A 26,915-nucleotide genomic window follows, 5' to 3' on the forward strand; every position below is an offset into this window, starting at 1 on the left:
ATGACGGATTTCTTCTCGACTGATCCGGATGCGGATCGCACCAAGACCGGCGAACAGCCTGCTCAGCACCCGGCCGGCCCCTCCACTGCCTTCCCTCTGACCGCGGTCCAGCGCAGTATGTGGTTCTCCCAACAACTCGCGCCGGCGGTGCCCACCTTCATCGCGCAGTACGTGGACCTGCACGGAGACCTGGACCTCGAAGTACTGCGGGCCGCGGCGGTCACCGCGGCGCACGAGTTCCAGTCTCCGTTCCTGCGTCTCGTGGACGTCGACGGCGAACCTCGGCAGATGGTCGACCACACCATCGACGCGACCGTCGAGTTCGTCGACTTCCGCGGGCAGGCCGACCCGGTCGCCGCGGCACACGACTGGATGGACAACGACTACGTCACGCCCATCCGCCTCACTCACGACCGCCTGGTCACGATGAGCGTTCTGCAGGTCGGTGAGCGGGACTACCTGTGGTACACGCGAATTCACCATGTCGCGCTGGACGGGTACAGCGGCATGGTGATGGTGAACCGCATCGCCGCGCTGTACACCGCGCAGGTCAAGGGGACGGAGCCGGAACCGAACCGGGCCCTGGAGTTGCGGACGCTCTACGAGTTGGACCAGAAGTACCGGGACTCCAGCAGGTTCGCGGCCGACCGTGAGTACTGGGCACGGCACATCGTGGGGATCGAGGAGGGTTCCACCCTCGCCGAACGCGAGGGCCCCGCGGCGGCCCGAAGCCGGCTCGAGAGTGCCGAACTCTCCGACGCGGCGCTGGACCGACTGAACGCGTCCGACGAGGTGGTCGGGGCGACGTCGGCGGCGCTGCTGATCGCCGGATTCGCCTGCTACCTCTCACGAATGACCGGAAAGCACGACGTACTGGTCAACCTGCCGGTGTCGGCTCGCACCACCGCGCCGCTGCAGCGTTCGGGCGGCATGCTGGTGAACGTCGCGCCGCTGCGGATCACCGTCGACGCCGACGACACCRTCACCGACCTGGTGCAGCGGGTGCAACTGGAACTGATGGGGGCCCTGCGTCATCAGCGCTGCAGCCTCGAGGACATCCGCCGCGACGCGGGCATGACCGGCGGCCGGGAGGGGCTGAGCGGCCCGATGGTCAACGTGATGCTCTTCCACCAGGAGATCACCCTCGGGTCGATCGTCGGGGAGTACCACATCGTGACGTCCGGTCCGGTGCAGGACCTCCTCGTCAACATCTACCAAAGTGGCTCGCCCGCCCGGACTCTCGTCGACTTCCGGGGCAACCCGAACCGCTACGGGGACGAGGAACTACGCACCCACCACCGCCGGTTCGTGGAACTGATCCACGAACTGCTCGCGGCCGACCCGTCCACCCTGATCGCAGACCTGCACCCCGAGTCCGCGGCGCTCGGCGCCCGCAGGCTGCGCGAGGCCGGCGACATCGCGTTCTGGACCACGGAACTGGCGGGGTTCCCCGAGGTCGCGGCGCTGCCGCGGCCGGATCGCCACCGTCCCGCACACCGCACCTCCCGACGCGGCACGGTGAACCTGGCACTCGACGCGGGCCGGCACGCGGCGCTGGCCGAATTCGGCCGGCGACACGACGTCACCGCCTTCACCGTCCTGCACACCGCACTCGGTGTGCTGCTCGGCCGGGTCACCGAGTCCGACGACATCGTTATCGGCGCCCCGCTCGGTGCGACGAACGACCGGGCAATCGACGGGCCGGACGCCGGACGCCCGGAAGCGTCGGTGGCCGGCCCGCCCGACCTGGTCCCGCTGCGAACCACCGTCGACCCCGCCGCCACCTTCGAGATCCACCTGCGCCGGGCCCGGGACACCGAGCAACGCGCCTTCCGGCACGTGGAGCTGTCGTTCGAGCGGATCGCCGAGGCGCTCGCCGCCGACGGTCGACGGCCGCGGCCGGCCGCGCCGCAGGTGCTGCTCACCGCCGGCGCCGGGCAGGTCGACCACCCCGAATCCGCGCTGAACCTGGACCTGACCGAAAGCCTGTCCCGTTCAGGCGAACCCGGTGGACTCACCGTCCGGATCGACTTCTCGGCCGACCTGTACGACGCCGCCACCGTCGAACAGTTCGCGGTCAGACTGGGCCGGGTCCTCGACGCAGCGGTCGCCGACGCGGATCGACCGGTCGGGGACATCGCGATCCTCGACGCCGCCGCGTACGCGGCCCTGGCCCCGGTACGAGGCCCCGACCCGGCGGCCCCGCGGACCCTCGCACAGATCCTCGCCGACGCCGCCGCCGTCGACTCCGACCACCACGCGCTGGTCCTGGGCGACGAGCGACTGACCTACCGCGAACTCGACGCGCGTTCGAGCGCCCTGGCCCGGACGCTGATCGGGCGCGGCGCCGGTCCCGGATCGGTTGTGGCGCTGGCCATCGCCCGCTCGCTCGAGTCGGTGACTGCCACCTGGGCAGTGGCCAAGACCGGGGCCGCCTTCCTGCCCGTGGACCCGAACTACCCGTCGGACCGCATCGAGCACATGCTCACCGACTCCGGCGCCGCCCTCGGCCTGACGGYCCGTGCCCACCGCGACCGACTTCCAGACGGCACCGCATGGCTCGTCCTCGACGAACCGGACGGAACCCCCGGCGGTGACACGTCCGCCGTCGGCGACTCCGACCGCACCCGGCCGCTGCACATCGACGACCCGGCGTACCTGATCTACACGTCGGGGTCCACCGGTGTCCCGAAGGGCGTGGTGGTCGGTCACCGTGGGCTGGCCAACTTCGCGGCCGAGATGGCCGCGCGCTTTGCGATCACCGACTCCGCTCGGACCCTGCACTTCTCCTCGCCCAGCTTCGACGCCTCGATCCTCGAACTGCTGATGGCCACCGCGGCCGGCGCCACCATGGTGATCGCGCCGCCGACCGTGTACGGCGGCGCGGAACTCGCGGAACTGCTGCGTCGCGAACGCGTCACCCACGCCTTCGTGACGCCCGCCGCGCTCGGCTCCGTCGACCCGACCGGCCTCGACCACCTCCAGCGCGTGATCACCGGTGGTGACGTGTGCCCGCCCGCGCTCGTCGCGCAGTGGGCACCGGGCCGCGCCCTTTTCAACGCGTACGGTCCGACCGAGACCACCGTGGTCGCGGGCATCAGCTCGCCGCTGGCCCCCGGGCGGCCGGTGACCATCGGCGGCCCCAGCCGCGGCGCCGGCGAGATGGTGCTGGACCGCCGCCTGCACCCGGTGCCGGTGGGCGTGCCGGGCGAGCTGTACGTCACCGGCGACGGACTCGCCCTCGGCTACCGCGACCGGCCGGGGACCACCGCCGAGCGCTTCCTGGCGAACCCGCACGGCGGGCCCGGCGAACGGATGTACCGGACCGGCGACCTGGCCCGGTGGACATCCGACCGGGAACTGGAGTACCTGGGCCGCAGCGACTTCCAGATCAAGATCCGCGGCTACCGCATCGAACTCGGCGAGATCGACGCGGTGCTGCGCGCCCACCCGACGGTCGGGTACGCCCTGACCACCGGGTACGCCCGTCCCTCGGGCGATCTCTCGCTGGTAGGCTACGTGATGGCGCTGCCCGGGATGGCGATCGACCGCGCCGAACTGCTCGAGCACGCCGCCGAGGCACTGCCCGCACACATGGTGCCCGCCACCATCGTGGTGCTCGACGAGGTGCCGTTGACGCCGGCGGGCAAGCTCGACCGCCACGCGCTGCCCGAGCCCCAGTTCGACACCGGCGCAGCCGAGTACCGGGCACCGAGCACACCGAGCGAGGAGCGGATCGCCACCATCTTCGCGGCCCTGCTCGGCGTCCCCCGGGTGGGCATCGACGACAGCTTCTTCGACCTCGGCGGAGACTCCTTGGTCGCGACGCGGGTGGTGGCCCGGACCAACGCGGCGCTCGGCAGCACACTCGGCGTCCTCGACCTCTTCGAATCGCCGACGGTGGCAGGCCTCGCCACCCGGGTGGACGCCTTCCTCGCCGCCGGCGGGGCTGATGCGTCCGGCGAGCCGGCCCTGGAGCGCCGGCCGCGCACCGGTCCCGCTCCGGTCTCCCCGGCCCAGCAGCGGATGTGGGTGGTCAACCAACTGGACCACACCTCGGCGGTCTACAACATCCCGATCGCGGTCCGGCTCACCGGTGAACTGGACGAGGCGGCGCTCGGCGCGGCCGTCGCCGACGTCGTCACCCGGCACGAGACCCTGCGCACCGTCTTCCCGAACACCCCCGACGGACCGGTACAGATGGTCCTCACCACCGACGAGGCACTGCCCGACCTGACGCCGGAGTACGTGCCGGCGCCGGTGTTGCGGCGCCGCGTCGCCGCGCTCGGCGCGGAGGGTTTCGACGTGACCACGGAGCCGCCGCTGCGGGCCCGGCTGCTGCGGACCGCGCCCACCTCGCACACCCTGGTGCTGGTGGTCCACCACATCGCGGCCGACGGACTGTCGATGGGGCCGCTGGCCCGGGACGTGATCACCGCGTACCGGGCCCGGGTCGAGGGCGCGGCGCCGTCCTGGACCCCGCTGGCAGTGCAGTACTCGGACTACGCGGCCTGGCAGCGTGAACTGCTCGGCGAGGTCGACGACGAGGCGAGTCTGCTGTCCCGGCAGCTCGAGTACTGGACCGCGGCGCTCGACGGCGCGCCGGAGGTCCTGGACCTGCCGGCGGACCGCCCACGCCCGACCCGGCCGTCGATGCGCGGCGGCGCCGTCGACTTCACGCTGGACGCGGACCTGCACCGCCGACTGCTGGCACTGGCCGGCGAGCACCAAGCCAGCCTGTTCATGGTGCTGCACGCCGCGCTGGCGGTGGTGCTGGCCCGTGCGAGCAGCGCCGAGGACATCTCGATCGGCACCCCGGTCGCCGGCCGCGGCCACCCGGACCTCGACGACATGATCGGGATGTTCGTCAACACCCTGGTCCTGCGCACGCAGGTCGACCCCGGCACCAGGTTCACCGAACTGCTGGAGCGGACCCGGACCGGGGACCTCGAGGCGCTGCGGCACGCGGATCTGCCGTTCGAGCGACTGGTCGAGGCCGTGGCGGCGAACCGGACGGCGGCGCACGCGCCGCTGTTCCAGGTGATGCTGGTGCTGCAGGGCGCCGTGGACGGACACCTGACCCTGCCCGGCCTCACCGTCGACGTCGACGACGTCGACACCGGGACCGCCAAGTTCGACCTGCAGGTGATCGCCACCGAGCACACCGACGAACAGGGTCGGCCGGGCCACGTGTCCGGTCAGATGTCCTACGCCCGCGACCTTTTCGACGCGACCACGATGTCCGCGCTGGCGGACCGCTTCGTCCGGATGCTGGAGGCGGTCGCCGACGACGCCACGGTCGTGGTCGGGGACGTGCCGCTGCTCAGCCCCGACGAACACCGCCGGGTGGTCGAGGACTTCAACGCGACCGCGGCGGAGGTGCCCGACGGCACCCTCGTCGACCTCTTCGAGGCGCAGGTGGCCCGCACCCCCGACGCCGTGGCGTTGGTCTGCGGCGACGAGAACCTGACCTACGCCGAGTTCGCGGCCCGGACCCACCGGCTGGCCCGGGCGCTGATCGCACGCGGCGTGGGGCCGGAGTCCCGGGTCGCGGTGGCGATGCGCAGGTCCCTGGACCTGATGGTGGGCATCTACGCGGTGGTCGAGGCCGGCGGCGCGTACGTGCCGCTGGACCCGGACCACCCCGAGGCGCGCACCCGTTACGTCCTCGACAGTGCCGCTCCGGTGTGCGTACTCACCACCGCCGCCGAGCAGGACGCACTGCCCGCGGACACCGGCATCGACACGGTCGCGGTGGACATCCTCGACCTGTCCGATCGCGACGCCGGCCCGCTGACCGCGGACGACCTCCCGGCGGCGGGGCTGCGGCCGGACAACACCGCGTACGTCATCTACACCTCCGGGTCCACCGGCCGGCCCAAGGGCGTGGCCGTCACCCACCGCGCCGTCGTCAACCGGTTGCGATGGATGCAGGCCACCTACCCGCTGGACCGGTCCGACGTCGTCCTCCAGAAGACACCGACGACGTTCGACGTGTCGGTGTGGGAGCTGTTCTGGCCGTTGCAGACCGGATCCCGGCTGGTCCTGGCCGCCCCGGACGGGCACCGCGATCCGGGCTACCTGTCCCGTCTGATCGCCGAGCGCGCCGTGACGACGCTGCACTTCGTGCCGTCGATGCTCTCGGCCTTCCTCGCCGGGGCCCGCGTCGACGACTGCGCCGGGCTGCGCCGGGTGTTCTGCAGCGGCGAGGCGCTGCCCCCGACCACCGCCGAGGCCTTCCGCCGCTTCACCGGAGCCGAGCTGCACAACCTGTACGGCCCCACCGAGGCGGCCGTCGACGTCACCGCCTGGCCCACCTCGTCCGCCGACCGCGACAGCGTGCCGATCGGCGTGCCGGTCTGGAACACCCAGGTGTACGTACTCGACTCGCGTCTGCACCCGGTCCCGGTGGGCGTGCGCGGCGAGCTGTACCTCGCCGGCGTGCAGCTGGCCCGCGGCTACGTCGGCCGCGCCGACCTGACCGCGGACCGCTTCGTGGCGAACCCGTTCGCCACCGGTGCCGCGGACGGACCCGCCCCGCGGATGTACCGGACCGGCGACGTGGTCCGCCGGCTGGGGCTGCCCGGACCGGCCCCGGGGAAGGACCGCGGCGGGGCGCTCGAGTACCTGGGCCGCAGCGACTTCCAGGTCAAGCTGCGCGGTCAGCGCATCGAGCTCGGCGAGGTGGAGGCGGCGCTGCTGACCGACCCGGCCGTCGGGCAGGCGGTGGTGGTGGTCCACCACGACGACCTCACCGGTGAGGCCCTGGTGGGCTACGTGGTGGCCGCTCCCGGCGCCGCCCCCGATCCGGCCGCGGTACGCGTCAGCGCCGCAACGGAACTCGCGCCGTACATGGTGCCGGCGCAGATCGTGGTGCTCGACGAGCTGCCGCTGGGCCCGTCCGGGAAGCTGGACCGTCGGGCCCTGCCCGAGCCGCAGTACCTGGCCTCCGCGGCCGAGTTCGTGGCCCCCCGCAACCCGGTCGAGGAGATCCTGGCCTCGATCGCCGCCGACCTGCTGGCCTCGGACCGGGTCGGGGTGCACGACAACTTCTTCGACCTCGGCGGCAACTCGCTGGTCGCCGCCCGCCTGGTGGCCCGCGCGAATGCCGCGCTGGGCACGGAGGTCGGGGTCCGCGAGGTGTTCGACGCACCGACGGTGGCGACGCTGGCCCTGCGGATCGAGACCGCGGGCGCCCGGGGCATCGAACGGCCGGCACTGGAACCGGCGACGCGGCCGGATCCGCTGCCGGTGTCCTTGGCGCAGAAGCGGATGTGGTTCGTCAACCAGTTCGACGTCACCTCCGCGGCGTACAACATCGCGATGGCCGTGCGGCTGACCGGGGACCTCGACACCGACGCGCTGGGCGCGGCCGTGATGGACGTCCTGGACCGGCACGAGTCGTTGCGCACCAGGTTCCCGCTGCGCGGCGGCCAGCCCACCCAGGAGGTGCTCGCCGCCGCGGACGCGCTGCCGGGGCTCGAGACGGTCCCGGTCACCGCGGACGAACTGCCGACGCGCATCGCCGCCCTGGCCCGTGCCGGGTTCGACGTGACCACGGCGCCGCCGCTGCGGGCCGTCCTGCTGCGGGTCGGCCCCGGCGAGCATGTGCTGACCATCGTGGTGCACCACATCTGCGCGGACGGCTTCTCGATGGCGCCGATGGCCCGGGACGTGATGGCCGCCTACGGAGCCCGCATCCAGGGGGAGGCCCCGCAGTGGGCGCCGCTGCCGGTCCAGTACGCCGACTACACGCTGTGGCAGCGCGCCGCGCTCGGCGACCCCGCCGACCCGGACAGCGTGCTGGCCGCCCAGACCGAGTACTGGTCGCAGACCCTGGCCGGGCTGCCGGACCTGCTCGACCTGCCCACCGACCGCCCCCGTCCGATGACCCAGTCGCTGGCCGGTGCCGAGTTCACCTTCACCGTCGATGCGGCGCTGCACCGTCGCATCGTGGCCACCGCGCGGGAACGCAACTCGACGGTGTTCATGGCGGTGCACGCCGCCCTCGCGGTGCTGTTGGCGCGGCTGAGCGCCGGTGAGGACATCGCCGTCGGAACCCCGATCGCCGGCCGCGGCGAGGCCGCGCTGGACGGCCTGGTCGGCATGTTCGTCAACACCCTGGTGCTGCGGACCCCGGTCGATCCCGGCGCGTCGTTCACCGAACTGCTGGCCGACGTCCGCGAACGCGACCTGGAGGCGTTCCACCACGCGGACGTCCCGTTCGAACGACTCGTTGAGACACTCGCGCCGGAACGCAGCACCGCGCACTCGCCGCTGTTCCAGGTGATGTTCGAGTTCCGCAACAACGAGCGGGCCCGGCTCGAACTGCCGGGGCTGACCGTCGAGGGCATCGACCTCGGCACCGACACCTCCAATTTCGACCTGCAGCTGACCTGCGCCGAAGAGTTCGACGGGGACGGGGCGCCGGCCGGCATCACGGCCGGGTTCACCTACGCCACGGACCTTTTCGACCGGTCGTCGGTGGCGGTGCTGGCCGACCGGCTGCAGCGGATCCTCGCCGGCGTCACGGCCGAGCCGGACCGTCCGATCGGGGACGCCGAGATCCTCGGACCCGCCGAACGGACGGAGCTGACGCCGGTGGCCGGTGGCCCCGCGGTGGCGCCGCGCACGCTGCCCGAACTGCTGGCCGCGGCGGTCGCGGTCGATCCGGACACACTCGCCCTGGTCGTGGCCGGGCGCGAGGTGTCCTACCGCGATCTCGACGAACACTCGAACCGGGTGGCGCGCCTGCTGATCCAGCGGGGAGTGGGCCCGGAATCGGTGGTGGCGGTGTCGATGCCGCGCTCGTTCGAGTCGATCCTCGCGGTGTGGTCGGTCGCCAAGACCGGCGCCGCCTACGTGCCGGTCGACCCGAACTACCCGGCGAACCGGATCCTGCACATGCTCGAGGACTCCGGGGCGGTCCTGGGCTTGGCCCTGTCCACCCACCGCGAGTCGCTCCCGGACGCGGTGCCCCACCTCGTGCTCGACGACGCGGACACCGCAGCGGAGCTCGCCGGCCTGTCCGCGGCCCCGGTCACCGACGCCGACCGGACGGTCCCGCTGACGCTCGACCATCCTGCCTACCTGATCTACACGTCCGGTTCGACCGGTGTCCCGAAGGGCGTCGTGGTGACGCACCGTGGCCTGGCGAACTTCGCCGAGGACCAGCGCACCCGGTTCGGGGTCACGCGGCACTCGCGGACCCTGCACTTCTCCTCGCCCAGCTTCGACGCCTCGGTGCTCGAGTTGCTGCTGGCCCTGGGCGCCGGCGCCACCATGGTCGTCGTCGACCCGACCGTCTACGGCGGCGAGGAACTGCGCGAGCTGCTGCGCGACGCACGCGTCACCCACGCGTTCGTCACCCCCGCGGCGCTGTCGTCGGTGGACGCCACCGGCCTCGACGACCTCGGCGTCGTGATCACCGGTGGTGACACCTGCCCGCCGGAACTGGTGGCGCAGTGGGTCCGCGGCGGGCGCCGGATGTTCAACGCGTACGGCCCGACCGAGGCCACCGTCGCGACCAGCGTCACCGGTCCGATGGACCCGGCCGTCCCGGTCACCATCGGCAGGCCGCCGCTCGGCTGCGGCGAACTGGTGCTCGACGCCCGGCTGCGGCCGGTGCCCCGCGGTGTCACCGGGGAGCTGTACGTGACCGGGCCCGGACTGGCCCGGGGGTACCGCAACCGCCCCGGCACCACCGCCGAACGGTTCGTGCCCAACCCGTTCGGCACCGACGGCGCCCGGATGTACCGGACCGGCGACCTGGCCCGGTGGAACGCCGGGACCGGGACGCAGACCGTCGGCGACCTGGAGTACCTGGGCCGCAGCGACTTCCAGGTCAAGATCCGCGGGTACCGCATCGAGCTCGGCGAGGTCGAGTCGGCGCTCTCGCGCTACCCGGGAGTGGCGCACGCCGTGGTGACCACCCGGCCCGACCCCGCCGGGCGGGGCCGACTGGTCGGCTACCTCGTGCCCGAGGCCGGGTCGGCCCCCGACCCCGCCGAGGTGCTCGCCTTCGTCGGGTCGGAGCTGGCGCCGTACATGGTGCCCGCCGCGCTGGTGGTGCTCGACGAGCTGCCGGTCACCCCGGTCGGCAAGCTGGACCGGCGCGCGCTGCCGGCCCCGGACTTCACCTCCCGCCCGGAGTCCGGTCGGGCGCCGAGCACCGAGATGGAGACGCTGCTCGCGGGGCTGTACGCCGAGGTGCTCGGCCTGGACTCGGTGGGCGCCGACGAGTCGTTCTTCGCTCTCGGCGGGGACAGCATCATGTCCATCCAGCTGGTGGCCCGGGCCAAGGCTGCCGGAATCCAGCTCTCGCCCCGCGACATCTTCGAACGCAAGACCGTCGCCGGTCTGGCACCGGTCGCGACCGTCAGCGACGCCGTCGCGCCGGTGCTCGACGAACTGCCCGGCGGCGGGGTCGGGGAGCTGCCGCTGACCCCGATCGTGCGCTGGCTGCTCGACCGCGGCGGTTCGTTCGACCGGATGTCGCAGAACATCCTGCTGCAGGCCCCCTCCGACCTGGACTCCGTCGAACAACTGGTCGCGACGGTGCAGGCCGTCGTGGACCGGCACGACATGCTGCGGGCCCGGCTGCACCGCGACGCGGTGGAGGTGCGGCCGGTCGGCTCGGCGCCGGCGGGGGAGTACGTCCGGCGGGTGCCGGTGGACGCCGCGCCCGGGACCGACGCCTTCGCCGCGGCAGCCCTGGCCGAGCTCGACGCCGCGCAGGACCGGTTGGCCCCGGCGACGGGCGCCGTCCTGCAGGTGGTGTGGCTGGACTCGGCGGCCGGCCGGGGCCGGATCCTGCTGGTCGTGCACCACCTCGTGGTGGACGGCGTCTCCTGGCGGATCCTTGTCCCCGACCTCGCGACGGCCTGGGCGCAGGTGACGGCCGGCGCCGAGCCGGCGCTGGCCCCGGTCGGTACCTCGATGCGACGGTGGGCGCACGCGCTGACGGACCTCGCCGCCGACCGTCGCGACGAACTGGACCAGTGGCGACGCACGCTGGCCACACCCGATCCGCTGCTCGGTTCGCGGGCGATCGACCCGGGCCGGGACGTCGGCGCCACGGTCGAGCGGGTCACCGTGGAGCTGTCCGCCGAGGTCAGCGAACCGGTACTGGCCACGCTCCCGCAGAAGTACCACGGCAGCGTCAACGACGGCCTGCTCACCGCGCTGGCGATGGCGCTGACCCGGTGGCGGCGCGACCGCGGCGACGCGGACACGCGGCCGGGCGCGCTGATCAACCTCGAGGGACACGGACGCGAGGAGCACGTGGTCCCCGGAGCCGACCTGTCCCGCACCGTCGGCTGGTTCACCTCGCTGTTCCCGGTGCGACTCGACCTCGGCGACGTGGACCTCGACGACGCGTACGCGGGCGGGGCGGCCGCCGGGACCGCGCTCAAGGCGGTCAAGGAACAACTGCTCGCCTTCGCCGACCACGGGATCGGGTTCGGCCTGCTCCGGCACCTGGACACCGACGGCGCCGCTGAGCTGGCGCCGCTGCCGGTACCGGAGGTCAGCTTCAACTACCTCGGCAGGTTCGTCACCGACGGAAACGAGTCCGTTACGCCGACGGGGTGGATGCCGACCTCCGACGTCGACCTGAACCTGGTCCAGGACCCCGACCTGCCGGTCGCCGCGGTCCTCGACGTCAACGCCGTCACGCTCGCCGACGCCGACGGCTCCCGGTTGCGCGCCACCTGGGCGTTCCCCACCGGGATCCTCACCGAACCGGAGGTTCGTGAGATCGCCGAGCTGTGGTCGCAGGCCCTGCAGGCGCTGACCCGGCACGCCTCCGCCCCGGAGGCTGGTGGGCTCACCCCGTCCGACCTGGACCTGGTGACCCTCGACCAGGCGGAGATCGACCGGCTCGAGCGGACCCACCGCGCGCTCAGCGACGTGTGGCCGCTCGCACCGCTGCAGTCCGGCCTGCTCTTCCACGCCGAGCTGGCCGACCGGACCGTCGACTCGTACACGGTGCAGCTCACGCTCGAACTGCGCGGCGCGCAGCCCGAGCGGATGCGGCGGGCGGGCCAGGCGCTGCTGGAGCGGCACGCCAACCTCCGCACGTCGTTCGTCGCGGACAGCACGGGCCGGCCGGTGCAGGTGGTGCAGGACCGGGTGGAGCTGCCGTGGTCCGAGCTCGACCTCGCCGACCTGTCCCCGGACGAACTGGACACCGAGGTGGACCGGGTGATGGCCGCGGACCGGGCCCGCGGGTTCGACATGGCCGTCGCGCCGCTGCTGCGGTTCCTGCTGATCCGGACCGGGCCGGAGACCCAGAAGCTGATCCTGACCAACCACCACATCCTGCTCGACGGCTGGTCGATGCCGCTGCTGCTGCGGGACCTGTTGACCCTGTACGCAACCGACGGCTCCGCCGCCGAGCTGCCCGCGGTGCACCCGTACCGCAACTACCTCACCTGGCTCACCCGCCGCGAGGACACCGACTCCGCCGCCGCGTGGCGCCGCGCGCTGGCCGGCATCGAGGAACCCGCCCTGCTGAGCCCGCTGGGGCTCGGCCGCACCCGCGACAGCGAGTCCCGGGAGGTCCGGCTCGAGGTCCCGGCCAGGCGCACCGAGGAACTGCGGGCGCTGGCCCGCGCGCGCGGGCTGACCGTCAGTACCCTGATCCGCGCGGCCTGGGGCATAGTGCTCAGCGAGCTGACCGACCGCCGGGACGTGGTCTTCGGCGGCACGGTGTCGGGGCGGCCGCCGCAGATCCCCGGCATCGAGTCGATGATCGGGCTGTTCATCAACACCCTGCCGGTCCGGGTCACCCTGGACCCCACCGAGTCGCTCGGCACCCTGCTCGAACGGATCCAGTCGGAACAGGCGGCCCTGCTCGAGCACCACCACCTCGGCCTCACCGAGATCCAGCAGCTGGTCGGTCCCGCCGCCACCTTCGACACGCTCACCGTGTTCGAGTCCTACCCGGTGGACCGGGCCGGGCTGACCGAGGACACCGACATCGCCGGCATGCACGTGGTCGGCGTGCACGACACCGCCAACGCGGCGCACTACCCGCTGGCGTTGATCGCCTCCGACACCGGCCGCCTCACCCTGAAGCTGGAGTACTTCCCGGAACTTTTCGACGCCGACACCATCGACCGGATCGGTGCCCAGCTCGGGCGCACGCTCGACGCACTCGCCGCGACGCCGGACCTCCCGCTGGCGCAGTTGTGGCTGCTCTCGCCGGCCGAACACGACGCCCTGGTCCCGGTCCGCGGCCGCCCCGGCCGGTCCCTGCGGACGCTGCCGGACCTGCTCGCGGACACCGCCGCCCGCCGCGGCGACGCGGTCGCGCTGTCCTTCGAGGGTCGCGAGGTCGGCTACCGCGAGCTCGACGAGCGGTCGAACCGGCTGGCGCGGCTGCTCACCGAGCGCGGCGCCGGACCGGAGGAGTTCGTGGCGCTGGCCGTCTCGCGGTCGGTGGAGTCCGTCGAGACGATGTGGGCGATCACCAAGACCGGTGCGGCCTTCGTGCCGGTGGATCCGAACTACCCGCCGGAGCGGGTGGCGTACATGCTCACCGACTCGGGCGCCCGGGTCGGGGTCACCGTCGCCCGTGACCGCGACCGCCTGCCCGACGACGTCGACTGGGTGGTCCTTGACGCCCCGGAGACCCAGGCGCTGCTGGCGTCCCGCTCCCCGGCGCCGGTCACCGACCCGGACCGGAGCACACCGCTGCGGCTGCACCATCCCGCCTACATGATCTATACCTCCGGCTCGACCGGCGTCCCGAAGGGCGTGGTGCTCACCCACGACGGCCTCGACAACTTCGCCAGGGAGCAGGCCGACCGCTACGGGGCGGGGCCGGCGTCGCGGATCCTGCACTTCGCGACGCCCAGTTTCGACGCGTCGGTGCTCGACTACCTGCTCGCGTTCGAGGCGGGCGGGACCATGGTGATCTCGCCCCCCGGCGTGTACGGCGGCGCCGACCTCGCCCGGGTGATCGCGGACGGGCGGGTCACCCACGCCTTCGTCACCACGGCGGCGCTCGACACCGTCGATCCCACGGGACTCGACGAGTTCGGCTGCGTGTGCGTCGGCGGCGAGGCCTGCCCGCCGGACCTGGTGGCCCGCTGGGCACCGGGCCGGCGCCTGCACAACGGCTACGGGCCGACCGAGGCGACGATCATGTCGAACATCAGCGACCCGCTGGTCGCGGGGGAGCCGGTCACCATCGGCGGCCCGGTCCGCGGCGTCTCCGAACTGGTGCTCGGCACCTACCTGCAGCCGGTCCCGGAGGGGACACCGGGCGAGCTGTACATCGCCGGGCCCGGACTGGCCCGCGGCTACCACCACAACTTCGCGCTGACCGCGGAACGCTTCGTGGCGAACCCGCACGGCGCACCCGGCGAGCGGATGTACCGGACCGGTGACATCGTCCGCTGGCGCGGCGCGCCGGACGGCGGAGGTGCGGTCGAGTACATCGGCCGCAGCGACTTCCAGGTCAAGATCCGTGGCTTCCGGATCGAGCTCGGCGACATCGACGCGGTGGTCGCCACGCACCCGGACGTGGACTTCACCGTCACCACCGGGCATCGGGACGCCGCCGGCGTCACCCGCCTGGCCACCTACGTCCGGGTGGTCGACGGCCGCCCGCTCACCGGCGCCGAGGTCCGGGACTTCGCCGCCGCCCGGCTGCCCGCCCACATGGTGCCCGACGCGGTCACGCTGCTCGACAGGATTCCGCTGACCCCGGTCGGCAAGCTGGACCGGGCGGCGCTGCCGGCCCCGGTGTACGCCAACCCCGGCGCCGAGTACCGGGCCCCCCGCACCGAGCTCGAGCGGACGGTCGCGGCGGTGTTCACCGAGGTCCTCGGCGCCGAGCGGGTCGGCGTCGACGACCACTTCTTCGACCTGGGCGGCAACTCGCTGATCGCCACCCGGGTGACCGCCCGGCTCGGCGCCGCCCTCGACACCGAGGTGGGGGTGCGCGCCCTGTTCGAGGCGCCGACCGTGGCCGCGCTCGCCCGGTGGCTGGAATCGGAGCGGCCGGCGACCGGCCCGCGGCCGCAGCTGACGGAGCGGCCGCGACCGGAGCGGCTGCCGCTCTCGCTGGCCCAGCAGCGGATGTGGTTCCTCAACCAGTTCGACACCGACTCCGCCGCCTACAACGTGCCGCTCGCGGTCCGGCTCACCGGCGCACTGGACACCGACGCGCTGCGGGCCGCGGTCCTCGACGTCCTGGACCGGCACGAGGCCCTGCGCACCATGTTCCCGCGAGTCGGCGGCGAGCCCGTCCAGGTCGTCGTGCCCGCGGTCGCGGCACTGCCCGAGCTGGTCACCGAGTGGGTCACCGAGGACGAACTGGCCCCGCGGATCGCGGAATTCGTCTCCGCCGGCTTCGACGTCACCCACGCCGCACCGGTCCGCGCCACGCTGTTGCGGTGCGGCCACGACGAGCACGTGCTCGCCATCGTGGTGCACCACATCTGCGCGGACGGCTTCTCGATGGCGCCGCTGGCCCGGGACGTGATGGCCGCCTACACCACCCGGACGGCCGGGCACGGCCCCGACTGGGCCCCGCTGCCCGTGCAGTACGCCGACTACGCGCTCTGGCAACGCGACCTGCTGGGCGCCGCCGACGACCCGCAGTCCCTGCTGTCGCGGCAGCTCGAGTTCTGGACCCGGACCCTGTCCGGTCTGCCGGAGGTGCTGGCGCTGCCGACCGACCGCCCGCGTCCGGTGCAGCGCTCGTTCCGCGGCGCCACGGTGCCGCTGCACGTCGACCCCGCCGTGCACCGCCGGCTCGCCGAACTGGCCCGCGGCGCGAACTCGACGATGTTCATGACCGTGCACGCCGCGCTGGCGCTGCTGCTGTCCGCGCTGTCCGGCGCCGACGACCTCGCGGTCGGCACCCCGGTGGCCGGTCGCGGCGACGCCGGACTGGACGAGCTGGTCGGCATGTTCGTCAACACCCTGGTGCTGCGCAGCACGATCGACCCGGACGCCTCGTTCCGCGGGCTGCTCGCCGGCGTCCGGGAGTCGGACCTGGCCGCGTTCGGCCACGCCGACCTCCCGTTCGAGAGTCTCGTCGACGCCGTCGCACCGGAACGGTCGACGTCGCACTCGCCGCTGTTCCAGGTGATGCTCGAGTTCCAGAACAACGAGCTGCCCCGGCTCGAGCTGCCCGGGCTCACCGCCAGCGGCCTGGACCTCGACCTGGCGGTCGCGAAGTTCGACCTGCAGCTCACCCTCGCCGAGCGGTACGACCGCGACGGCGCCCCCGACGGCATGACCGGCGCCTTCACCTTCGCCACCGACGTGTTCGACGCCGACACGGTGCGGGGGTTCGCCGACCGGTTCACGGCGCTGCTCGGCGCCGTCACCGCCGACCCGGACCGCGCGGTCGGCGATGTGGAGGTGACCACCGCCGCCGAACGCCACGCCATGCTCACCGAGTGGAACGAGCCGGGCGTCGGCGCGGGCACCGACACCCTCGCCGACGCGTTCGGCCGGGCGGTGGCCGGCTTCCCCGACGCGATCGCCGTCACCGTGGGCGAGACCACACTGACCTACGCCGCCCTCGACGACCGGGCCAACCGGTTGGCCCGGGTGYTGGTCGCCCGCGGGGCCGGCCCGGAGACCCTCGTCGCGGTCGCGCTGCCGCGGGGGGCGGACCTGGTGGTGGCGCTGCTCGCCGTCGTGAAGTCCGGCGCCGGGTACCTGCCGCTGGACTCGAGCTACCCCACCGAACGGCTCGCCTTCACCGTCGCGGACGCCGCTCCGCTGTGCATCCTGTGCACCGCCGAGGAATCGGCGCAGCTGTCCACGCTCGGCGCGCCGACACTGGCCGTCGACTCCCCGGAGCTCACCACCGCACTCGCCGCCGCCTCCGGGGCGCCGGTCACCGACGCGGACCGCCGCGCGCCGCTGGACCCGGACGACGTGGCCTACGTGATCTACACGTCCGGCTCCACCGGCCGCCCCAAGGGTGTCCAGGTCGCACACCGCAACGTGCTGACGCTGTTCGCGAACACCGCCGACGAGTTCGGTTTCGACGAGCGCGACGTGTGGACGATGTTCCACTCCTACGCCTTCGACTTCTCGGTGTGGGAGCTGTGGGGTCCGCTGCTGCGCGGCGGCCGGCTGGTGGTGGTCGACTACCACACCGCCCGGTCCCCGGAGGCCATGCTCGACCTGCTCCGCCGCGAACGGGTGACGGTGCTCAACCAGACCCCGACCGCGTTCTACCAGCTGGCGGAGGCGGACCGGGTGGCCGCCGGGTCCGAGCCCGACGCGCCGGACCTGGCGTTGCGGCTGGTGATCTTCGGCGGCGAGGCCCTGGACTTCGCCCAGCTCGGCCGCTGGTACGCCCGGCACTCGGACGACGCGCCGCGCCTGGTCAACATGTACGGCATCACCGAGACCACGGTGCACGTGACGCGGCTGCCGCTCGACGCCGCCCGCGCCGCGTCCTCCGCGGCCAGCGTCATCGGCCGCGCGGTCCCGGGCCTGCGGGTGGCGGTGCTCGACCGGCGGCTGCACCCGGTGGCGCCCGGCGTCACCGGCGAGGTCTACGTCGCCGGCGACCAGGTCAGTCGCGGCTACCTGGGCCGGTCCGCGCTGACCGCCGGCCGGTTCGTCGCCGACCCCGACGGCAGGCCCGGGCAGCGGATGTACCGCACCGGCGACCTGGCCCGTTGGAGCGCCGCCGGGGAGCTGGAGTACCTGGGCCGCAGCGACTTCCAGGTCAAGATCCGCGGCTTCCGGATCGAGCTCGGCGAGATCGAGGCCGCCGCGCTGCGGTACCCCGGCGTCGCGCAGGCCGTGGTGCTGGTGCACGACGACGGACAGGGCCGCACCCGGCTCGTCGGGTACGTGGTGCCCGAGCCCGGCGCCGCCCCTGACCGCGACGGCCTGCTCGAGTTCCTCGCCGCCGACCTGGCCGCCCACATGGTGCCGGCCACCATCGTGGTGCTGGACAAGCTGCCGCTGACCGAGAACGGCAAGCTGGACCGCAAGTCCCTGCCCGATCCCGACTTCGGGGCGTCGGCGGGCTCCGGCAGGGTCCCGCGGACCGGCCCGGAGACGCTGCTGGCCGGGTTGTTCGCCGAGGTGCTGGGCCTCGACGAGGTGGGTGTCGACGATTCCTTCTTCGGCCTCGGCGGCGACAGCATCATGTCCATCCAGCTGGTCGCCCGGGCCAAGGACGCCGGCCTGGTGCTCACGCCCCGGGAGGTGTTCGAGCACAAGACGGTCGCGGCCCTCGCGGCGGTGGCCCGCGGTGACGGCGCCGAGGCGGCCGAGGTGCTCGACGAACTGCCCGGCGGCGGAGTCGGCACCGCGCCCCTCACCCCGGTGATGCACTGGTTGCTCGACCGCGGCGGCGACGTTCGCCGGTACACCCAGACCGCGCTGCTGACCCTGCCCGCCGAAGCGAACCGGGACGGGCTCGAACGAACCCTGCAGGCAGTCCTGGACCGCCACGACATGCTCCGCGCCGCCCTGCACCGGCCGGCGTCGGGGGCACCGACGCTCGAGGTGCCGGAGCCGGGGACCGTGCGGGCCGCGGACCTGCTCACCCGGGTCGAGGTCGACTCGGTCACCGGCCCGGAGTTCGTCGCGACCGCCGGCGCCGCACTCGACGCGGCCGCCGGCCGGCTCGACCCCGAGACGGGGGTGCTGCTGCAGGCGGTGTGGTTCGCACCGGCCGCCGGCGCCGGCCGACTGCTGGTGGTCGCGCACCACCTGGCCGTCGACGGCGTCTCCTGGCGGATCCTGGTGCCGGACCTGGCCACCGCCTGGTCGCAGGTGACCGCGGGCGACGAGCCCGCCCTGGCACCGGTGGGCACCTCGATGCGGCGCTGGGCGCACGCGCTGACCGAGGTCGCCGCCGACCGCGGGGACGAGGCGGACCGGTGGCGCGCCCAACTCGCGGCCCCGGACCCGTTGCTCGGCGCGCGGGCACTCGACCCCGCGGTCGACGTCCACGCCACCGTCGACACCGTCGAGGTGGAGCTGCCCGCCGACGTCACCGAGGCGCTGCTCACCGCCGTGCCCGAGTCCTTCCACGGCAGCGTGAACGACGGACTGCTGGCCGCGCTGGCGATGGCGGTGGCGCGCTGGCGCCGCGAGCGGGGCGGCGAGGCCGCCGACACGCTGGTCAGCCTCGAGGGCCACGGCCGCGAGGAGCATGTGGTGCCGGGGGCCGACCTGTCCCGGACCGTCGGCTGGTTCACCACGATCTTCCCGGTCCGGCTGGACCTCGCGGGCGTCGACCTGGACGAGGCCTTCGCCGGCGGCCCGGCGGCCGGCGCCGCGGTGAAGGCGGTCAAGGAGAAGCTGCTCGCCGTCCCGGACCACGGCATCGGCTACGGCCTGCTGCGCTACCTGGCCCGGCCGACGCTCGACGAGCCCCGCCGGCCGCAGATCAGCTTCAACTACCTGGGCCGGCTGACCGGCACGCAGCAGCTCGAGCACCTGGACTCGGGGTGGCTGCCCGTCACCGACACCCGGCTCGACGACGGGCCGAGCCCGAGCCTGCCGGTCGCCACGGTCCTCGACGTCAACGCCGTCACCCTCGCCGCCGCCGACGGCTCCCGGCTGCGCGCCACCTGGGCGTTCCCGACCGGGGTGCTCGGCGCCGACGAGGTGCGACGCCTCGCCGACCTGTGGGTCGAGGCCCTGACCGCCCTCGGCCGGCACGCCGCCGCGCCGGACACCGGCGGACTCACCCCGTCCGACCTGGCCCTGGTCGAGCTCGACCAGGGTGCGATCGAGCGGCTCGAGGCCCGGTTCCCGGACCTCACCGACGTGTGGCCGCTCTCGCCGCTGCAGTCCGGCCTGCTGTTCCACACCCAGTTCTCCGACGCCACGGTGGACCCGTACGTGGTGCAGCTGACCCTGGACCTGCGCGGCACCGTGGACGCCGACCGGGTCCGCCGTGCCGGTCAGGCGCTGCTCGACCGGCACCCGAACCTGCGGGCGGCCTTCGTGCACGACCAGTCCGGAGCGGCCGTGCAGGTGGTCGCCGACCGGGTGACGCTGCCGTGGACCGAGGTGGACCTCTCCGGCCGCGGCCCGCAGGACCGGGACCGCGAGTTCGCCGCCACCGTCGACGCCGACCGGGTCGCCGGGTTCGACCTGTCCGCGCCGCCGCTGCTGCGGATGCTGCTGGTCCGGCTCGGCGAGTCCGAGTACCGGCTGGTGATCACCAACCACCACATCCTGCTCGACGGCTGGTCCACGCCGCTGGTGATCAGGGACCTGCTCACCCTGTACGCGACCGACGCCGACCCGGCCGTGCTGCCGCCCGTCCGCCCGTACCGCGACTACCTGACCTGGCTGTCCCGGCAGGACGCCGCGGACGCCGCGGACGCCTGGCGTCGGCTCCTCGCCGACCGGGGCGAGCCGACCCTGCTGGCGCCGGCCGCCGCGCACCGCGCCGTCGGCTCCAGCGAGGCCGCGGTCGCGCTGACCGAGGAGCAGACCGAGCGGCTGCGGGCCCTCGGACGCGAGCGCGGCGTCACCCTCAACACGATGGTCCAGGTGGGGTGGGGCATCGTGCTCGCCGCGTTGACCGGCCGCAGCGACGTCGTGTTCGGCGGCACCGTGTCCGGACGGCCGCCGCAGATCCCCGGCATCGAGTCGATGGTCGGGCTGTTCATCACCACCATCCCGGTCCGGGTCACCCTCGACCCGGACGAGACGGTCGCCCAGCTGCTCGACCGCGTCCAGACCGAGCAGGCGGCCCTGCTCGAGCACCACCACCTGGGCCTGGCCGACATCCAGCGGGCCGCGGGCCCCGGCGCCGCCTTCGACACCCTCACCGTGTTCGAGTCCTACCCGGTCGACCGCGCCGGCCTGACCGCGCAGACGGAGATCGCCGGGCTGCGGGTCGCCGGGATCCACGGGCGGGACTCGGCGCACTACCCGCTGGCGCTGGTGGCGTCCGGCGACGAGCGGCTGAACCTGAAGTTCGAGTACGACGCCGACGTGTTCGACGACGCCGCGGTCGCGGCCATCGCGGACCGGGTCCGCCGGGTGCTCGCGGCCGTCGCCGCCGACCCGCACGCACCGGTGCCGCGCGCCCACTCGCACGCACTCGACGAGGCGGAACGCCAGCGGCTGCTCCCGGTCCGCGGCGGCGCCGGGGGATCGTCGCGCACCCTGCCACAGATCCTGTCGGAGGCGGCCGCGCGTGATCCCGAGGCGGTCGCACTGCACGCCCCGGACGGCGCGGGTGGCGGCCGCAGCGTGATGTACCGCGAACTCGACGAGGACTCCAGCCGGCTGGCCCGCGCCCTCGTCGAACTCGGCGCCGGTCCGGAGACCTTTGTCGCACTCGGCATCCCTCGATCGGTGGAATCCGTGTCGGCGATGTGGGCGGTGGCCAAGACCGGCGCGGCATTCGTGCCGGTGGACCCGACGTACCCGGCGGAGCGGATCGAGCACATGCTCGCCGACTCGGGCGCCACCCTCGGTGTGGCCATGACCGCGCACCGCGACCGACTGCCTGCGACGGTGCGGTGGCTGCACCTGGACGACCCCGCGTTCGCCGCCGACTGCGCGGCCCGGTCGCCGCGGCCCCTGACCGACGCCGACCGCACCGGCCCGATCGACCTTCGCAGCGCCGCCTACCTGGTGTACACCTCCGGCTCCACCGGCGTCCCCAAGGGCGTCCTCGTCTCCCACAGCGGACTCGACAACTTCGCCCGGGACCAGCTGCAGCGCTTCGGGGCGACCGCGCGCTCGCGCACCCTGCACTTCTCGACGCCCAGCTTCGACGGCGCCGTGTTCGAGTACCTGCAGGCCTTCGGGGCCGGCGCCACCATGGTCATCGCGCCGCCCACCGTGTACGGCGGAGCCGAACTGGCCCGGCTCGTCGCGGACGAGGGGGTCACCCACGCCTTCGTCACCACGGCCGCGCTGGCCACCGTCGACCCCACCGGCCTCGACGACTTCGCCGACGTGGTGTTCGGCGGCGAGGCCTGCCCGCCCGACCTGGTGGCCCGCTGGGCGCCCGGCCGGCGCCTGTCGAATGCGTACGGGCCCACCGAGACCACCGTCATGTCCAACATCAGCGTGCCGATGACGGTGGGCGAGCCCATCACCCTCGGCGGCCCGATCCGCGGGGTCAGTGAGGTGGTCCTCGGCGCGCACCTGCAGCCGGTCCCCGAGGGCGTGCCGGGCGAGCTGTACATCGCCGGGCCCGGCCTGGCCCGCGGCTACCACCGCCGGCCGGGACTGACCGCGTCGAGGTTCGTGGCGAACCCGCACGGCGCACCCGGCGAGCGGATGTACCGCACCGGCGACATCGTCCGCTGGCGCAGCGACTCCGACGGCACCGGACCGGCGCTGGAGTACCAGGGTCGCAGCGACTTCCAGGTGAAGATCCGCGGCTACCGGATCGAGCTCGGCGAGATCGACGCGGCGCTGCTCGAACAGCCCGGGGTCGGCTTCGCGGCCACCCTCGCCGTGCCCGGCCCGTCCGGCGACACCGTGCTCGCCGCCTACGTGCTGCCCGCCACCGGGTACCGGATCGACGTGCACGAGCTCACCGCCGCCCTCGCCGCCCGGCTGCCCTCGCACATGGTGCCCGCCGCGATGGCGGTCCTCGACGAGATCCCGCTGACCCCCGTCGGCAAGCTGGACCGATCGGCCCTGCCCACCCCGGAGTTCGTGACCGCCGCCGCCACCGAGTTCCGGGCCCCGGGAACCGAACTCGAGCACACCGTCGCGGACGTCTTCGCCACGGTGCTCGGCGTGGACCGGATCGGCCTCGACGACCACTTCTTCGACCTCGGCGGCAACTCGCTGGTCGCGACCCGGGTGACCGCCAGGCTCGGCGCCGAACTCGGCATCGACATCGGGGTCCGGACACTGTTCGAGGCGCCCACTGTCGCCGCGCTCGCGGAACGGGTCGGCGCGCTGGTCGGGGAGTCCGCCGCGGCGCGGCCGGCGCTGACCGCGGCGTCTCGGCCGGACCGGGTCCCGCTCTCCCTCGCGCAGCAGCGGATGTGGTTCCTCAACCAGTTCGACACCACGTCGGCCGCCTACAACATCCCACTGGCCGTCCGGCTCACCGGCGAACTCGACAGCGAGGCGCTCGAACTCGCCGTCCTCGACGTCGTGGACCGGCACGAGTCGCTGCGCACCCGGTACCCGCTGCGCGGCGGCGACCCGGTCCAGGAGACGGTGCCCACCGCGTACGCGCTCGAGGGCCTGCTCACCGTCGACACCACCGAGGACGAGCTGCCCACCCGGATAGCGGACCTCGCCTCCGCCGGATTCGACGTGACCCTGGCCGTCCCGGTCCGGGCCCGGCTGCTGCGACTCGGCGACCGCGACCACGTGCTGGTCATCGTCGTGCACCACATCTGCGCCGACGGCTTCTCGCTGGCCGTCCTGGCCCGGGACGTGATGGCCGCCTACACCTCCCGCACACGCGGGGACACCCCGGACTGGACGCCGCTGCCCGCCCAGTACGCCGACTACACGCTCTGGCAGCAGGAAGTGCTCGGCAGCGACCAGGACCCGGACTCGCTGCTCTCGGCGCAGCTCGCGTACTGGCGCACCACGCTCGCCGGACTGTCCGACGTGCTGGTGCTGCCCACCGACCGGCCCCGGCCCGCGCAGCAGACCCTGCGCGGCAGCCGGGTGGAGTTCACCGTCCCCGCGGACCTGCACCGGCGACTGCTCGCGGTGGCCCGCGACCAGGAGTCCACGGTGTTCATGGCGGTGCACGCCGTGTACGCGATGTTGCTGGCCCGGCTGGGGGACACCGACGACGTCGCGATCGGCACCCCCCTCGCCGGCCGCGGCGACGCCGGGCTGGACGACATGATCGGCATGTTCGTCAACACCCTGGTGCTGCGCACCCAGGTCGACCCCGCCGCCTCGTTCGTCGAGCTGCTGGCCCGGGTCAAGGACGCCGACCTGACCGCGTTCGGCAACGCCGACGTCCCGTTCGAGCGGCTCGTCGAGGAGCTGAACCCGGCCCGGTCCACGTCCTACTCCCCGCTGTTCCAGGTGGCCCTCGAGTTCCAGAACACCGAACGCCCGCGGCTGAACCTGCCGGGTCTCACGGTCGAGGGGGTCGAGCTGGACACCCGGGTGGCCAAGGAGGACCTCGAACTGCTGCTGGCCGAGGAGTTCGACGAGGACCGGCAGCCGGCCGGCATGTCCGCCGCGTTCGACTACGCGGTCGACCTGTTCGATCCCGAGACCGTCCAGGGGTTCGCCGACCGCTTCGTCCGGATCCTCGACGCGGTGACCGCGGACCCACACCGCCCGGTCGGCGGGATCCCCATCCTCGACCAGGACGAGCTCTCCGAGTTCGCTCCCGCGCAGGGGCGTCCCGGCGGCCGGCCGCAGCTGTGGCCCGAACTGCTCTCGGCGGCGGCTTCGGAGGACCCCGATTCGATCGCGCTGACCTTCGAGGACCAACGGGTCAGCTACCGCGAACTGGACGAGCGCTCGAACCGGCTGGCCCGCTTGCTGCGCTCGCGAGGGGTGGGCCCGGAGACGTTCGTCGCGCTGGGACTGTCCCGGTCGCTCGAGGAGGTCATCTCGATCTGGGCCGTGGCGAAGGCCGGCGCCGGGTTCGTGCCGGTGGACCCGACGTACCCGTCCGAGCGGATCGAGTACATGCTGACGGACTGCGAGGCGGTGCTCGGCATGACCGTGTCCGCCAGGGTGGACGCGCTGCCGGACACGGTGCCGTGGCTGGTGCTCGACGACGACGCGACGCTCGACGAGTTGTCTTCTGCCGCACCCACGCCGGTGACCGACGCGGACCGCACCATGCCGCTGCGACTGACCAACCCGGCCTACCTGATCTACACCTCCGGCTCGACCGGACGGCCGAAGGGCGTCGTGATCACCCACCACGGCATCGCGAACCTCACCACCGAGGAGCACGACCGGTTCCGCGTCACCGTCGACTCCCGGGTCTCACACCTGGCCTCGCCCAGCTTCGACGCCTCGGTCTTCGAGCTGATGATGGCCTTCAGTGCCGGTGCCAGCGTGGTGATCGTCCCGCCCGCGGTGTACGGCGGCGCCGAACTCGAGGACCTGCTGCGCCGTGAGCACGTCACGCACGCGTTCATCACCCCGACCGCGCTGTCCTCCATGGACGACGTCGGGCTCGAGAACCTGCGGGTGCTGGCCGTGGCGGGCGAGGCCTGCCCGCCGGAGCTGATGCAGAAATGGTCCGTCGGCCGGAAGATGTTCAACGGTTACGGCCCCACCGAGACCACCATCCAGGCCAGTGTCAGCGACCGGATGACCGCGTCTCAGGCCGTGAACATCGGCCGGCCCGCGGTCGGTTTCGACGAGATGGTCCTCGACACCCGTCTGCAGCCGGTGCCGCTCGGCGTGCCGGGCGAGTTGTACATCGCCGGCCCCGGCCTGGCCCGCGGCTACCACCGCCGTCCCGGCCTGACCGCCGACCGGTTCGTCGCCGACCCGTTCGGGAAGCCGGGGCAGCGCATGTACCGCACCGGTGACGTCGTGCGGTGGCGGGCGACGCCGTCCCCGGTCGAGGGGGAACCGGACGTCCACACCATCGAGTACATCGGCCGCAGCGACTTCCAGGTGAAGGTCCGTGGCTTCCGGATCGAGCTCGGCGAGATCGACGCGGTGCTCGCCCGTCACCCCTCGATCACCTTCGCGGCCACCTTCGGGCTTCCCGGGCCGTCGGGGGACATCCTGCTCGCGTCCTACGTGTACTGCGCCGACGGCGGCGTGGTGGCACCGGCCGAGATCCGCGAGTACGCCTCGCGGCGACTGCCCGCGCACATGGTGCCCTCGGCCGTCGTGGTCCTCGACGAGGTGCCGATGACCCCGGTGGGCAAGCTCGACCGCCGGGCCCTGCCCACGCCGGAGTTCGGTTCGCGCGCCGACGACTACCTGGCGCCGCGCACGACCGCCGAACGCGCCGTCGCCGAGGCCTTCGAGTCGGTGCTCGGGGTGGACCGGGTGGGCGTGACCGACAGCTTCTTCGACCTCGGCGGCACCTCCATCATCGCCACCCGGGTCGTCGCCGACGTGCAGACCCGACTCGGCAAGCTGCTGCCGTTGCAGTCGCTGTTCCTCGACCCGACCCCGGCGGGGCTGGCCCGGCTGCTCGACGAGTCCGGCATGCAGCCGGCCCCCGTCGACGACGCCCTGCGCGTGGTCATCCCCCTGCGCCCGCAGGGCACCCGGCCGCCGTTGTTCTGCGTGCACCCCGGGATCGGGCTCTCGTGGGGCTACACGGGGCTGGTGCGGCACCTGTCCGCCGACCGCCCGGCCTACGGGCTCCAGCTCCCGGTGATCAGCGGGGGTCCGACCTTCTCCTCGATCGAGGAGCTGGCGCACCGGTACGTCCAGGAGATGCGGACCGTCCAGGACCACGGCCCGTACCACCTGCTCGGCTGGTCCCTGGGCGGGGTGATCGCGCACGCGATGGCCGTCGAACTGCGCCGGTCCGGCGAGGCGGTCTCGACGCTCGCGATCATGGACAGCTATGTCACCGACGAAGACGACGGGACCCCGGACAGCCTCAGCGTGGAGGAGTTGCTGCACGGACTCGGCCTGGACCTGGAACCGGACGCCATGACCGGCAACGGCGCGCTGACCTACACCCGGGCCGTCGAACTGCTCGACGAGTCGTTCGGCCAGGAGACCGGCCTGACTGCCGTGCACCTCGAACGGATCAGCGCCGGGTTCACCAACTCGGCACACATCATGAACGAGTTCAGCCCGTCGGTGTTCGACGGCGACATCCTCTTCTTCTCCGCCGGCCGCTCCGGCGGGGACGGACACTCGCCCGATGAATGGCGGCCCGCCGTCACCGGCGACATCCGGGAGGTGCGGGTGGACTGCGAGCACAACCAGATGATCGAGCCGGAGGTGCTCGCGGTGGTCGGGCCGGTGCTCGAGGAGTACCTGACCGACCACTGATCCGC

At 73.3% G+C, this 26,915-nt stretch carries 1 protein-coding gene; it reads left to right on the plus strand.

The features are described 5' to 3' along the window. Entirely contained in the window at positions 1–26,910 is a 26,910-nt protein-coding gene (locus AC1DU4_RS06535; RefSeq protein WP_477838233.1) for a non-ribosomal peptide synthase/polyketide synthase, read from the plus strand. Positions 26,911–26,915: the final 5 nt, after the last annotated feature.

This window comes from Rhodococcus sp. P4_F5 (genome assembly GCF_056401315.1).